Annotated in this window: 15 protein-coding genes; 11 read left to right on the top strand and 4 right to left on the bottom strand. The window is 64.1% G+C overall.

The annotated features are described in order from the left end of the window. The first annotated feature begins 69 nt into the window (after nucleotides 1-69). The 3 genes from secY (at nucleotide 70) to map (ending at nucleotide 2855) form a co-directional block, all read left to right on the top strand. Nucleotides 70-1380 carry a preprotein translocase subunit SecY gene (secY, locus tag AC4BCK_RS14400; RefSeq protein ID WP_174176726.1) on the top strand — a complete coding sequence of 437 codons (1311 nt, stop codon included), beginning with the start codon at nucleotides 70-72 and terminating at the stop codon, nucleotides 1378-1380. 5 nt (nucleotides 1381-1385) lie between these two features. Further along, nucleotides 1386-1955, top strand: coding sequence for an adenylate kinase (locus AC4BCK_RS14395; RefSeq protein ID WP_174176874.1), 570 nt, complete (start codon nucleotides 1386-1388; stop codon nucleotides 1953-1955). A 72-nt stretch (nucleotides 1956-2027) separates the two neighbouring features. Next, nucleotides 2028-2855: a type I methionyl aminopeptidase gene (map, locus tag AC4BCK_RS14390; RefSeq protein ID WP_251422146.1), complete on the top strand. Its 828-nt coding sequence runs from the start codon at nucleotides 2028-2030 to the stop codon at nucleotides 2853-2855. Between the two features lie 108 nt (nucleotides 2856-2963). Here map and AC4BCK_RS14385 read toward each other — a convergent pair whose 3' ends face one another. From AC4BCK_RS14385 to AC4BCK_RS14375, 3 genes are all read right to left on the bottom strand, one after another. Beyond that, entirely contained in the window at nucleotides 2964-4307 is a 1344-nt protein-coding gene (locus AC4BCK_RS14385) for an ABC transporter substrate-binding protein (protein ID WP_400597633.1), read from the bottom strand. A gap of 73 nt (nucleotides 4308-4380) precedes the next feature. Then, nucleotides 4381-5301: a carbohydrate ABC transporter permease gene (locus AC4BCK_RS14380; protein WP_174176720.1), complete on the bottom strand. Its 921-nt coding sequence runs from the start codon at nucleotides 5299-5301 to the stop codon at nucleotides 4381-4383. Next, a complete protein-coding gene (locus tag AC4BCK_RS14375) occupies nucleotides 5298-6254 on the bottom strand; it encodes a carbohydrate ABC transporter permease (RefSeq protein ID WP_363954990.1) in 957 nt (318 codons plus the stop codon). The genes AC4BCK_RS14380 and AC4BCK_RS14375 overlap by 4 nt, the downstream gene beginning before the upstream one ends. A 239-nt stretch (nucleotides 6255-6493) precedes the next feature. Between AC4BCK_RS14375 and AC4BCK_RS14370 the strand changes: the two genes are divergently transcribed. The 8 genes from AC4BCK_RS14370 to AC4BCK_RS14335 all read left to right on the top strand — a co-directional run bounded on the left by AC4BCK_RS14370 (nucleotide 6494) and on the right by AC4BCK_RS14335 (nucleotide 11870). Next, entirely contained in the window at nucleotides 6494-7543 is a 1050-nt protein-coding gene (locus AC4BCK_RS14370; RefSeq protein ID WP_400634095.1) for a P1 family peptidase, read from the top strand. A 171-nt stretch (nucleotides 7544-7714) separates the two neighbouring features. After that, the gene (gene infA, locus AC4BCK_RS14365) at nucleotides 7715-7936 is read left to right on the top strand and encodes a translation initiation factor IF-1 (protein ID WP_009358723.1); all 222 of its coding nucleotides are present in this window, start codon (nucleotides 7715-7717) and stop codon (nucleotides 7934-7936) included. A gap of 70 nt (nucleotides 7937-8006) precedes the next feature. Then, entirely contained in the window at nucleotides 8007-8120 is a 114-nt protein-coding gene (gene rpmJ, locus AC4BCK_RS14360) for a 50S ribosomal protein L36 (RefSeq protein ID WP_009358722.1), read from the top strand. Between the two features lie 183 nt (nucleotides 8121-8303). After that, a complete protein-coding gene (gene rpsM, locus AC4BCK_RS14355; RefSeq protein WP_003803743.1) occupies nucleotides 8304-8678 on the top strand; it encodes a 30S ribosomal protein S13 in 375 nt (124 codons plus the stop codon). A gap of 54 nt (nucleotides 8679-8732) precedes the next feature. Further along, entirely contained in the window at nucleotides 8733-9134 is a 402-nt protein-coding gene (gene rpsK / locus AC4BCK_RS14350; protein WP_018760435.1) for a 30S ribosomal protein S11, read from the top strand. A 131-nt stretch (nucleotides 9135-9265) separates the two neighbouring features. Further along, on the top strand, nucleotides 9266-10276 hold the full coding sequence (locus AC4BCK_RS14345) for a DNA-directed RNA polymerase subunit alpha (RefSeq protein ID WP_013601812.1): 1011 nt from the start codon (nucleotides 9266-9268) through the stop codon (nucleotides 10274-10276). A gap of 71 nt (nucleotides 10277-10347) precedes the next feature. Next, nucleotides 10348-10944: a 50S ribosomal protein L17 gene (gene rplQ / locus AC4BCK_RS14340; RefSeq protein ID WP_400591144.1), complete on the top strand. Its 597-nt coding sequence runs from the start codon at nucleotides 10348-10350 to the stop codon at nucleotides 10942-10944. Between the two features lie 32 nt (nucleotides 10945-10976). Beyond that, nucleotides 10977-11870 carry a tRNA pseudouridine synthase A gene (locus AC4BCK_RS14335; RefSeq protein ID WP_400591142.1) on the top strand — a complete coding sequence of 298 codons (894 nt, stop codon included), beginning with the start codon at nucleotides 10977-10979 and terminating at the stop codon, nucleotides 11868-11870. Here AC4BCK_RS14335 and AC4BCK_RS14330 read toward each other — a convergent pair. Then, on the bottom strand, nucleotides 11867-13534 hold the full coding sequence (locus AC4BCK_RS14330) for a sensor histidine kinase (protein ID WP_364318807.1): 1668 nt from the start codon (nucleotides 13532-13534) through the stop codon (nucleotides 11867-11869). The genes AC4BCK_RS14335 and AC4BCK_RS14330 overlap by 4 nt on opposite strands. Nucleotides 13535-13770: the final 236 nt, after the last annotated feature.

The raw sequence follows: 13770 nt of genomic DNA, 5'->3' as shown, positions 1-13770 counted from the left end.
CGTTAGACTCGGTTGTCGGGATTTATAGATCCCCATCACACCACTCTTATTCACACCACAGGAGGACGCTTGCTTAGCGCATTTGGCCGGGCCTTTCGCACGCCTGATCTGCGACGCAAGTTGTTGTTCACGCTGGGAATCATCACCATTTTCCGCTTGGGTGCTTTCATTCCCTCGCCTGGTGTGAACTACCAGAATGTCCAGCAATGCTTGCAGAACGGTCAGACGGCAGAGGGGCTGTACCAGCTCGTTAACCTGTTCAGCGGCGGCGCGTTGCTCCAGGTGTCCATCTTCGCGCTGGGCATCATGCCGTACATCACGGCCAGCATCATCGTCCAGCTGCTCCGGGTGGTCATTCCCCGGTTCCAGCAGCTCTACGAAGAGGGCGCTTCGGGGCAGTCCAAACTGACCCAGTACACCCGCTACCTCACCATTGCGCTGGGCCTGCTCAACGCCACCACCCTGGTATCGCTTGCCCGTTCCGGGCAGCTGCTGCCGGGCTGTAACCTGCCGATCATTCCTGACAGCAGCGTTATCACCACCATCCTGCTCATCATCACCCTGACGGCCGGCACCGGCTTGATCATGTGGATGGGCGAGCTCGTGACGGAGAAGGGCGTGGGCAACGGTATGTCCCTGCTCATCTTCACGTCCATCGCCGCCACGTTCCCCACCTCCCTGGGCGCCATCTGGAGCTCGCAGGGTCCCGGAACCTTCTTCATTGTCCTCGCGGTCGGCCTGCTCACCGTGGCACTGGTTGTCTTCGTTGAGCAGTCGCAGCGCAGGGTCCCGGTGCAGTACGCCAAGCGGATGATTGGCCGCCGCACCGTGGGCGGCACCAGCACCTACATCCCCATCAAGGTGAACATGGCCGGTGTTATCCCGGTGATCTTCGCTTCCTCAATGCTCTACCTCCCGGGCCTGATTGCGCAGTTCAACCAGCCCAGGCAGGGCGAGCAGCTCCAGCCGTGGGTCGAATGGATCAACAACAACCTGGTCCGCGGCGACCAGCCGATCTATATGGTGCTGTACTTCGCCATGATCGTGTTCTTTACCTACTTCTATGTCGCGATCACCTTCAACCCTGAAGAGGTCTCGGACAACATGAAGAAGTACGGCGGCTTCATCCCGGGTATCCGCGCGGGCAAGCCGACCGCTGACTATCTGCAGTACGTGCTCTCCAGGATCACCCTCCCCGGAGCCCTGTACCTGGGCTTCGTGGCGCTGATCCCGCTGGTTGCACTGGTGCTGATCAACGCAAACCAGAACTTCCCGTTCGGTGGCACCTCGATCCTGATCATGGTGGGCGTTGGCCTGGAGACCGTCAAGCAGATTGATGCGCAGCTACAACAACGTCACTACGAAGGGCTTTTGCGATGACGAGAATGCTGATTATTGGACCTCCCGGTTCCGGAAAAGGAACGCAGGCGGAGCGGATTTCAGAGCGCCTCGGCGTTGTGGCGATCTCCACCGGCGACATCTTCCGCGCCAACGTGAAGGGCGAGACGCCGCTTGGCATCGAGGCCAAGAAGTACATGGACAACGGCGACTTCGTTCCGGACAGCGTCACCAACAAGATGGTGCGGGACCGGCTCAGCGAGTCCGACGTCGAAACCGGCTTCCTGCTGGACGGCTACCCCCGCACCACCGCCCAGGTGGACTACCTGGACGAGATCCTCGCCAAGGGTGAGGAAAAGCTCGACGTCGTCCTGCAGCTCACTGCCGACGATGAGGAACTGGTCCACCGCCTGCTCGGCCGGGCCAAGGAAACGGGCCGGAGCGACGACAACGAAGCCGTCATCCGCCACCGCCTTGACCTCTACCACGAGCAGACCGAAGCCGTGGTGGCGAAGTACGCCGAACGCGGCATCCTGACCCAGGTTGACGGCATCGGCGGCATCGACGAAGTCACCGACCGCGTCATGCAGGCCATCAAGGCGGCACAGGCAGCCTGATCCAGGCGAACGTATTCCGAGGCTCCTCCCGGCAACCGGGAGGAGCCTCAGCCATTTGAAAGAAGGAACCCCATGGCCTTTGGCCAGCCCCGCATCGAATACAAGACCAACGCCCAGATGCGCACCATGCACGAGGCAGGACTGGTCCTGAGCCGTGCACTGGACGCAGCCGTCGCCGCCGCAGTGCCCGGAGCCACCACCAAGCACCTCGACGACGTCTTCGCCGCTGTCCTGAACGAAGCGGGCGCAAAGTCCAACTTCCTTGGCTACCACGGCTTTCCGGCCACCATCTGCACCTCGGTCAACGAGGAAGTGGTCCACGGCATCCCGGGCAGCCGGGTCCTCAACGACGGGGACATCATCTCGATCGACGGCGGCGCGATCGTGGACGGCTGGCACTCCGATTCAGCGAGGACCGTCATTGTAGGCACGGCCGACCCGGAGGACCAGCGCCTCTCGGACGTGACGCGCGCGGCGATGTGGCACGGCATTGCCGCGCTGGCCACCGGAAAGCACGTGGGCGACATCGGGGCTGCAATCGACGACTATGTCTCGTCCGTTCCCGGCAAACCGCTCGGGATCCTCGAGGACTATGTGGGCCACGGCATCGGTTCCGAAATGCATATGGCCCCCGACGTGCTGAACTACCGCACCACCCACCGCGGCCCCAAGATCAAGCCGGGACTGTGCCTGGCGATCGAGCCCATGCTGGTCCGCGGCGGCATCGAAACCGCGGTCCTGGAAGACGACTGGACCGTGGTCACCACCGACGGCAAGCGGTCCTGCCAGTGGGAGCACTCCGTTGCGGTCCACGAGAAGGGCATCTGGGTGCTGTCAGCGCCCGACGGCGGCGCGGAGCACCTGGTGCCGCTGGGCGTGACGCCCGTACCCGTCCCGTAGCCCCGGGCCCACGGACCTCCAGTCCGTGGACTGCCAGCCCACGCAGAAGCGCCGGCTGCCGTTGTCATCCCAACAACGGCAGCCGGCGCTTCTTCCTTAAGGAGACACTCAGCCGAGCTTCGGCTTGACGTCCTTTTCGTAAATGCCCTCCAGCGTTTTCTTCAGGCTGGTCATGGTGGACTTCACGTCCGCCTGCTGGGTGAGGATGGCCGCGGCGGCCTTGGCCAGTTCCTGGTCGGCGCCCGGGAGGAACACCCGGGCATTGTCCTGGACCCGCGTCACGGCCAGCTGGTCCACGGCGGTCTGGATCTGTGGGGTCTGGGCCAGGACCGCTTTCATGTCCGCCGACTCGCGGGTGGGCATGTAGCCGGTGGCAGCCGAGAAGGCTGCGCTGTTTTCCGGCTCGGTCATGAACTTCAGGAACGTGCCGGCCGCCAGCTGCTCCTCCTTGGTGATGCCGCTGGGGATGCCCAGTCCGGCGCCGCCGGTGGGGCAGACGTTGGTCTCGGCCTTCGGTCCGCCGGGCAGGAAGCCCACGCCCACGTTGAACGGTGCGGACTTCAGCACGCCCAGGAGGGACCCGGTGGAGGAGATCGTGGAAGAGGTCAGCCCGGCGGAGAAGTCGTCGGCAGCTTCCTTGGAGGAGACGCCGGCCCAGCCGTTCTTGTAGATCGAGTCCTGGGCCCACTGCAGCGCCTCAATGGATTCGGGCGAATCGCAGGTGATCTCCCACTCCTTGGACCAGGAGCCGCCCCAGCCCCACAGGTTGTTTTGCAGGGTCCAGCCCGCATAGCCCGCCAACGCCGGGTAGATGTAGGCATACTGCGCGCCTGAGCTGGCCTTCAGCTTGGGCGCCCATTCGCCAAACTCCTGCCAGGTCTTGGGTGCCCGGTCCGGCAGCCCGGCGGCCTGGAAGTGGTCCCTGTTGTAGTAGAACAGTGGAGTTGAGCGCCCGTAGGGCAAAGCCCATTGCTTGTCGTTGTACTTGTAGTCGTCCACGAGTGACTTGCGGAAATCGTCCAGCTTGATGTCCAGCTGCTTCACGAGGGCGTCCACCGGGATGATGCTGCCGTTGGTGAAGTAGCGGAACCACCACACATCGGAGAGGACCACGACGCCCGGGAGGCCCGATTTGGCCGCCTGCGAGGTCTGGAACTTCTGCGCGATTTCCTCATAGTTCGCGCCGGCCGTCACCAGGTTGACCCGGATGTCCGGGAACTTGGCGTGGAACTTTTCGATAATGGCCTTTTCGACGTCCTGCGACTTGCCGGGGTGGTTGGACCAGAAGTCGATTTTCGCGGCCGGCTTCACTCCACTGAAGTCGAGTTCCGCCGCTTCGCTGGCCACGGGGGTGCCGCTCGTTGACGGGCCGCCGCAGGCTGCCAGGGCAGCGGCCGACGCCGTGACCCCGGCGAGTCCCAGGAAGTGCCTCCGATCGAGGTGCTGTGTCATTGCAGGTCCTTTCGTTGGGTACCACATTGAGGAGTTGGGTGCTTCTTCTGTGATGAACGACGGCGGCACGGGCTTACCCGGTGACGCTGCCCTGGGTGAGCCCGGCGACGATGTAACGCTGGAGGGCTGCGAAGACGATCAGGATGGGGACGATCACCAGGACGGCGCCGGCCATGAGGATGCCCCAACCGGAGGCGTTGCTCTCGGAGTTCTGGAGCAGCGTCAGGCCCACTGGCAGGGTCATGGTGTCGGGACGGTCCGTGATGATCAGCGGCCAGATGTACTCGTTCCACTCGCTGACGATGGTCACCAGCGCCACCGTGGCGATGGAGGGAACGGAGATGGGAACCACGATGCGCCACAGCCGCCGCCAGTGGCCGGCGCCATCGATTTCCGCGGACTCGAGGATGGAGTTGGGCAGGGTGAGGAAGTGCTGCCGCAGGAGGAAGGTGCCGAACGCGGTTCCGAGGCCGGGCAGGATGATGCCCCACAGGGTGTTTTTCCCGCCCATCCCCGAAATCAGGATGTAGTTGGGCAGGATGGACACCTGGGGCGGCACCATCAGGGCCACCAGGATGAGCATGAAAATGACGTTCTTGAACGGGAACCGGACGAACACCAGGGCATAGGCCGTGAGGATGGCAAGGACCACCTTGACGCTGGCGCCCGCGGCCGTGACGATCGCGCTGTTAAGGAAGAACTGGCCGAAGGGCACGGTGGTCATGGCGATCTGGTAGTTCTGCAGGTTGAGGCCTTCCGGCAGGATCTCCAGATCCATGGTGATGATTTCACCGGGCTGCTTGAACGAGCTGAGCACCATCCACAGCAGCGGCAGGAACACCACCAGGGTTGCCAGGATCAGGGGGACGTACCCGCCCAGGACGGCCTGCACCAGGTTCCGCCGGGAGAATGGCCGGTCCCGCGGGATCACGGGGTCCGGGGCCTGCGTGGGCGGGGCTGTGGGGTCCGGGTTGACCGGTGACAGGGAGCTCACGAGTAGTGCACCTTCCGTTCCACGAACCGCAGTTGGAACACGGTGATCACCAGGAGGATCGCGAACAGGATCACCGAGATGGCCGCGGAATAGCCGGCCCGGTTGAAGGCGCCGAAGGCCTGGAGGTAGGCCTCGTAGATCAGGGTGCTGGTGCCGGTTCCCAGCGGCGTCATGATCCTGATCAGGTCAAAGGCCTGCAGTGAACTGAGCAAGCTGGTGATCAGCAGGAAGAACGTGGTGGGGGACAGGAGCGGCAGGGACATGGTGATGAACCGCCGGAATCCGTTGGCGCCGTCCAGGGAGGCTGCCTCCATGACATCCTGCGGCAGGGACTGGAGACCTGCCAGATACACCACCGCGCAGTACCCCAGGTTTTTCCAGACGTACACCAGGATGACCATGACCAGGGAAAGCTGGGGGTCGTTGATCCACTGCGGGCTCTGCTGGCCGATGCCCCGGAGCAGCCAGGCCAGGACGCCGTAGCCGGGATCGAAGATGAAGAGCCACACCAGGCCCACGCCGACGCCGGACAGGACGTAGGGGGCGAACACCGCCGAGCGGGCGAACGTGGTTCCCCGGACTTTCGCATTCAGCGCCAGGGCGATGAGCAGTCCCAAAATCATGGATCCACCCACGGTGACCACCGTGAAGATCGCCGTGGTGCCCAGTACCTTGGAGGCGTCGTCGCTGGTGAAGAAGGTGACGTAGTTGTTGATGCCCACCACCGTGGCTGACGGTGACCCCAGGGTCCAGTCCAGCGTGGAGTAGTAGATGTTGCTGACCAGCGGCCGGTACGTGAAGACGGCGATCAGCACCAGGTTGGGCAGAGCGAGGGCAAGGAACACGAAAAAGTCCCGCCGGGTTCTCTGCGTCCAGCGCCGGCGTTTTGGGGCGGTGGCCGGTCCGGGCTTCGTGGGCTTGGTGGACGGATGGGGTGCGAGTTGACGGGTCATGCGGTCTCTCACGGGATTCGTGCCTGCTCGTGGCCGGCCGTGGTCGGGGGAGTCTAGCCATTACTTCACCACATGGTCAGTAGGCAGAAAGCCGCAAGTGTCCTCGCCAAAGGACTGTTATCCGAGGCTTCGTTGCCCGTTAACGCTGTGTTGCCTGCAGTCTTGCACAAAGTTTGTTTGAAAGGCAGGGACCCGCCCGTATTCATCCGTTTGCTGGTCAAAAGGGCAGAATGGGTGCCATGGGAGCAATCACTGACGTGCCGGGAGTCCGGGTGGGGCACCGGCAGAAGTCCGGTGACGGCTGGCTGACTGGCGTTACGGTTGTCCTGCCGCCACCGGGGACCTGCGGGTCCGTGGATGTCCAGGGCGGCGGACCTGCCACCCATGAAACCGATGCCCTGGATCCCACCACGCTCGTGAGCGCCGTGGACGCCGTTGTCCTCACCGGGGGCAGCGCCTACGGCCTTGCCTCCGCCGCCGGCGCCCAGCGCTGGTGCGAGGAGAACGGCCGCGGGTTCGCCGTGCCCGGGGGAGTGGTTCCTATCGTGCCGGCAGCCGCAATCTTCGACCTCGGCAGGGGCGGGGACTTCTCGGCACGTCCGACGGCGGACATGGGCTACGCGGCAACCGCCGCCGCTGCGGCGCAAACGGAAGGGCACGACGTCGGCCGCGGCAACGTGGGTGCCGGCACCGGCGCCGTCATGGCCCGCACGTACAAGGGCGGCGTCGGGACTGCCTCTGTGACGCTTGAGAACGGCGTGGTGGTGGGGGCTATTGCGGTCGTCAATGCTCTCGGACTGCCATTGACTCCGCCGGGAAATCGCGAACCCTCCGCGCGCTCGGTCGTTCCGCCCCACGAGCCCCCTAACCTCGCAAGCTCGGCCAGGGAACCCGGCTCGCGTGGGCCCACCTTAGACGCGCGCTTCCGGATTCCCGACTCCCCTTCAGGGGGTGCGGCCCCGCCACCCCTGAATACCACCCTTGTTGTGGTGGCTACCAATGCTGTCCTTGATGTGGCCGAGTGCAAGCGGACTGCAGCCGCATCACATGCTGGTATTGCGAGGGCTCTGAATCCTTCGCACACGTTGGCTGACGGAGACACGGTTTTCTGTCTTTCTACCCAGGCCGTGGCACTCGACCGCTCGGACGAAGCCGCCCGGCAGATCAGCCTTATTACCCTCCAGAGCGCGGCAGCCGACGTCGTACGTTCGGCCATCCTTGACGGCGTGGCCAGCGCGGAAGCCGTCAGCACTCCGGCCGGTGATTATGGTGTGTTCGGCGCCCGGTAGGTTACCATTGCCGATTTAACTTTTTCAGCGATACAGAGTAGTGTTGTTTGTTGGTTGTCTGGACTGCCACGCCCTTTTGGGTCTGGAGCCGGCAATCGATCCAACCAAAACGTTCGTGGCCATGTCCGGTGCAATCCGGCGGGGCTGCGGCAACAACAGTTAGCGGAGGGTATGGCCAAGAAGGACGGGGTCATTGAGATCGAAGGCGTTGTGACCGAGGCGCTGCCTAACGCGATGTTTCGCGTTGAGCTCACCAACAAGCACATCGTTCTGGCACACATCTCTGGAAAGATGCGTCAGCACTACATCCGAATCCTCCCTGAGGACCGCGTAGTGGTGGAGCTGAGCCCGTACGACCTCACCCGTGGTCGTATCGTCTACCGCTACAAGTAAATTGCTGGGCGGCTCCAGTGCGAGCTGGCTGCCGCTCCAGTTGACCAACTGTTACACGCAAAGGAATGCCATGAAGGTCAAGCCGAGCGTCAAGCAGATCTGCGAAAAGTGCAAAGTGATCCGCCGTAATGGCCGGGTCATGGTGATCTGCGAGAACCCGCGCCACAAGCAGCGCCAGGGCTAATTCCCTTCATCGGGAAATCCTGGGTTGCTAACCCACGCAAGTAAATAAAGGCAGCACAAGCTGATCTGGAACATTTAGCTCGAAAGAGTCCGGACAGCTAACCCCCGGTCGGAGGCTGGGGCCGCACGGAACGTGCGGGTGTACTGCCTACGACCTCCGGTTTATTCAAGGAGTACTGCCACTATGGCTCGTCTCGCTGGCGTAGACATTCCCCGCGAAAAGCGGCTGGAAATTGCGCTTACTTACATCTACGGCGTGGGCAAGACCCGTGCACACGAAACCCTGGCTGCCACTGGCATCAGCGCCGACGTTCGCGTCAAGGATCTGACTGATGCACAGCTGGTTGAGCTGCGTGACTACATTGAAGGCAACTACAAGGTTGAGGGTGACCTTCGCCGCGAAGTAGCAGCAGATATCCGCCGCAAGGTTGAAATCGGCAGCTACGAAGGCCTGCGCCACCGCAAGGGCCTGCCCGTACGCGGACAGCGTACGAAGACCAACGCCCGTACCCGCAAGGGCCCGAAGCGCACCGTCGCCGGCAAGAAGAAGGCCCGTTAAAATCCCGCTCGGGATTAACGGACTTTTCCCCAATAACTTTCTGTAGGAGAAATAATGCCCCCGAAGACTCGTGGCGCGGTTCGCAAGCCGCGTAAGAAGGACAAGAAGAATATCGCGCTTGGCCAGGCGCACATCAAGAGCACGTTCAACAACACCATCGTTTCCATCACGGATCCGAGCGGCGCTGTTATCTCTTGGGCCTCCTCAGGTGAGGTTGGCTTCAAGGGCTCGCGTAAGTCCACCCCGTTCGCAGCCCAGATGGCCGCCGAAGCTGCTGCCAAGCGTGCCCAGGAGCACGGCATGCGCAAGGTTGACGTTTTCGTCAAGGGACCGGGTTCCGGACGCGAGACCGCGATCCGTTCGCTGCAGGCCGCAGGCCTCGAGGTTGGCTCCATCCAGGACGTCACCCCCGCTGCGCACAACGGCTGCCGCCCGCCGAAGCGCCGCCGCGTCTAAGGCTTCCGACGCCGCATGAGCTTGCCCGGACCGTTGATGGTCCGGGCAAGCCCAGCGCGTTAAGTCTTCAGACCGAATTTCCACCACCTGTGTTGCGTCATATAGCGGATGCTCGCCGAAAGGAAACCTAAGTGCTCATTGCACAGCGCCCCACCCTCTCCGAAGAGGTAGTCTCCGAAAACCGTTCGCGTTTCATCATTGAACCGCTGGAACCGGGCTTCGGCTACACCCTCGGAAACTCCCTCCGCCGTACCCTGCTCTCCTCCATCCCCGGTGCTGCTGTAACCAGCATCCGGATCGATGGCGTGCTGCACGAGTTCACCACGGTTCCGGGTGTCAAGGAAGATGTCACTGAGATCATCCTGAACATCAAGAGCCTCTCGGTTTCCTCCGAGCACGATGAGCCGGTTGTTGCGTACCTGCGCAAGCAGGGACCCGGAGTCGTCACCGCCGCGGACATCGCTCCGCCGGCCGGCGTCGAATTCCACAACCCGGATCTGCACATCGCCACGCTGAACTCGAAGGGCAAGTTCGAACTCGAACTGACCATCGAGCGCGGCCGCGGCTACGTTTCGGCAGCTCAGAACAAGTCCGGCGACGCAGAGATCGGCCGTATCCCGGTCGACTCCATCTACTCGCCGGTGCTGAAGGTTACTTTCCGCGTGGAAGCAACCCGTGTTGAGCAGCGCACCGACTTCGACAAGCTGATTGTCGACGTCGAGACCAAGCAGGCCATCGCCCCGCGCGATGCCGTCGCTTCCGCAGGCACCACCCTGGTGGAACTGTTCGGTCTGGCCCGTGAGCTGAACACCGCAGCTGAAGGTATCGAGATCGGCCCGTCGCCCACCGACGCTGCCCTGGCAGCCGACATGGCACTGCCGATCGAGGATCTGGACCTCACCGTCCGTTCCTACAACTGCCTCAAGCGTGAGGGCATCCACACCGTGGGTGAACTCGTTGCCCGCTCCGAGGCTGACCTGATGGACATCCGCAACTTCGGTGCCAAGTCCATTGACGAGGTCAAGGCAAAGCTGGTTGAACTGGGCCTGTCCCTCAAGGACTCGCCTCCCGGTTTTGACCTCGCAGCACGCGCCGCAGCAATCGAAGAGGACGACGCCGCCTTCGGCGACGACGAACTCTAAACCAGACCTTGGCCGGCGGGCAGGCACCATGGTGTGCACAGCCCACGGCTTCCATTTGAGGAGAAACAATTATGCCTACCCCCACTAAGGGTCCGCGCCTCGGAGGCGGCCCGGCTCACGAGCGCCTCATGCTCGCGAACCTGGCAGCATCCCTGTTCGAGCACAAGCGGATCACCACCACGGTGACCAAGGCCAAGCGCCTGAAGCCGTACGCAGAGCGCCTGGTCACCTTCGCCAAGCGTGGCGACCTCGCTTCCCGCCGCCGGGTCCTCGGCCTGATCAGCAACAAGGGCGTCGTCCACGAGCTGTTCACCGACATCGCCCAGGCAGTGGAGAACCGCGACGGCGGCTACACCCGCATCACCAAGATCGGCAACCGCAAGGGCGACAACGCTCCCATGGCTGTCATCGAGCTGGTTCTTGAGCCGGTTTCCGCCAAGCAGGCCGTTGTAGCCGAGGCTACTACCGCTGCGAAGCGCGACGCCGACAAGAAGGAAGCCGCTGCTGCTCCCGTTGCAGAAGAGGCTCCCGAGGCTGAGGCCGCTGAGGCTCCCGCCGCTGAAGAAGCTGCTGAGGCACCTGCCGCTGAAGAAGCTGCAACCGAAGAGGCTCCGGCCGCCGAGGAAGCACCCGAGGCTCCCGCAGCCGAGGAAAAGGACGCGAAGTAATTCGCTGATGTTCTTCGCATAGACTTGGGTCTATGAACGACCAAAAACCCGCGGCCCCCGTATTGGGGGGCGGCGGGTTTTTGCGTGTCCGGCTTGATGTGTCGTACGACGGCGGCCCCTTCAGCGGGTGGGCGCTGCAGCCGGGCCGGAGGACCGTCCAGGGCGTCCTGGAGGAAGCCCTGCACCTGCTGGTCCGGCGCCCTGTCCGCGTGACCGTGGCCGGGCGCACCGACGCCGGCGTTCACGCCCGCGGGCAGGTGGTCCACCTGGACCTGACGGAAGCCGAGTGGCAGGGACTGCCGCGGGGGCACGAACTTGATCCCGCCGTCGCCATGCTGCGCCGCGTCCGGGGTGCCTTGAGCCGGATCCTCGGCGACCTGACAGGCGCCGTTGAGGTGCACCGGATTTCGCCGGCGCCCGCGGGCTTTGACGCCCGCTTCTCCGCCCTCTGGCGCCGGTACAGCTACCGCATCGCGGACGGGCCCGCCCTGTGGGATCCGCTGGAACGCTACTTCACCCTTTGGCACAAGAACCCGCTGGACGTTGTGCTGCTCAACGAGGGCGCGTCCAAGCTGCTGGGGCTCCAGAACTTCCTGTCCTTCTGCAAGCCCCGGGAGGGCGCCACCACCATCCGTGAGCTGCAGCGTTTCGAGTTTGCGCGGGGGGAGGACGGCGTCATTGTTGCCACGGTGCAGGCCGACGCGTTCTGCCACAACATGGTCCGGGCCCTGATTGGGTCTGCGCTGTACGTGGGGGAGGGCGTCGAGGAACCCGGCTGGCTGCACGAGCGGCTCCTGGCGAAAAAGCGGGACGCTAAGTCGGTCCTCGCCGCGCCGCACCCGCTGGTGCTGGAAGAGGTCGCCTACCCGTCCGACGACGAGTTGCTGGCCCGGGCAGAGCTGACCAGGGCGCTGCGCGAACACTAGAACGACGGCGGAGGGCCGTCCGCGGGCAGGGTCACCGTGAACGTGCTGCCCTTTCCCTGGCCGCTCTCGCAGCTGATGGTGCCGCCGTGCCCCTCCACGATCATCTTGGTGATGGAAAGTCCCAGCCCGGCCCCCGAGATTGAAGCGCGCTGGGCGGATTCCGTGCGGAAGAAGCGTTTGAACACCCTGGCGCTGTCCTCCCGGGACATTCCCATTCCGGTATCGCTGACGCTGAGCTGGACCCAGTCCTTGCCCGCGCGGGCGCTGATGCTCACCGTGCCGCCGTCGGGGGAGTACTTGATGGCGTTGGACACCAGGTTGTCCAGCGCCTGGCCTATCCGGAGCGGATCCGCGTAGGCCCACAGGGGCGAGGGCACGTCCGCGCTGAGCCGGATGTGGGCCCGCTCTGCCTGCGCCTGCGCCGACCCCAGGCTCGTCTCCACCAGGCTGGCGAGGTCCGTCCTTTTCGGATGCACATTCAGGGCAGTCGACGCCGACGCCGTCAGGTCCGCCACGAGGGCCAGCAGCCGTTCCGCGTTCCGCTGGACCACCCGCAGGCGGTGGGCCACCTGCGTCGGCAGGGCGCCGTCGTCGTCCAGCACGAGGTCTATGTTGCCGATGATGGAGTTGAGTGGCGTCTTGAACTCGTGGGACACATTCGAGACGAGCTCCTGGTTGGCGGCCAGCGCCTCCACCCAGCCGGTGACGTCGGTGTACACCACTACCGCGCCGTTGAAGCTGCCGTCCTCGCCCACCAGGGGCCTGGCGGCCGTGGACACGGCGCGCTGGTCCGCTCCCTCTCCGGCCCAGACCAGGTAGTCCGCGAAGGACTCCCCGGCGATGGCCCGGCTGATCGGGCGTTTCCCGGGCGGCAGCAGGGTGCGCCGGTCCTGCCCGAAGATCAGTTGGTGGCCCTGTCCCGGCAGGGCGTCGTCCGCGCCCGTTGCCTGGCGGAAATGCCGCTGCCGGTTGTTGGATACCAGCAGCTGCCCGGAACGGTCGACGGCGGCAATGCCCACGTCTGTGGCGTCCAGGACCGTCTGGAGAAGCTTTTCCCGCTCCCGGCTTTCGTGCAGCAGCGTCCGCAGTTCCCTGTCCTTCTGCGCCAGTTCCTGCTGCTGGAGCCGAAGGTGCACGCTGGCGAAGCGGATGGCGAGGGAGACGGACAGCATCATGAGGGGGAAGAGGATCACGGTGGTGATGTCTGAGGCGGTTAGAGCGGGGAAACGGCCGGCCAGTGACGGGACCATGATGAGCATGGTGCCGAAGAAACTCAGGACCAGGCTGCTCCGGGCCAGCATGCCCGAGGCCGAGAGCCAGATCACCGGGAAGACCGCCAGGACTGCCAGTCCCGGGAGCAGCGGCGCGGCGCCGTTCCGGAGCAGCCCGATGGCCAGGAAATCCAGGATCGGGACCAGCAGGTAGGGCCGGTGGGCCAGGCGTTCCCAGGGCACCAGGAGGCAGCCGAGGAACAGTGCGCCGTGAAGGAGGATGCCGGACAGGTAGACGGGGCTGTGCAGCAGGGTTGGCCAGGCGAAGGGAGTGGCCACGGCCAGCGCCGCCACGATCAAGGTCAGCGGCAGTTGGCACAGGGCCACCTGCGCCCGTGGTCCGAGGCCACGGAAGAAGCGGGCAGGTCCGCGCTGGAACAGGTGCTCAGCCACCGGTTGGATTCGGGTCCCGCGGCCTGGACCGGACAGCCGGTCCGCGCGTGCGCTCGAATTCCTGCTGGCCACTCTTTGGCACATCCTTTCGTCGCATAATCCACATGTCTTGTCATAGTAATTGACTTTCCAGAATGACTGCTGAAAAGGATGTGATCAGCCGGGCTTACTAGTAGCGTATAAATGGTTGGAGCGGGTATGGCATTGGCGCTGGGCTGATGGGGGGCCATGTCCGC

This window comes from Pseudarthrobacter sp. As-47, assembly GCF_058215595.1.
Note: the sequence above shows the minus strand (reverse complement) of the source record. Positions and strands in the feature narration are given on the sequence as shown.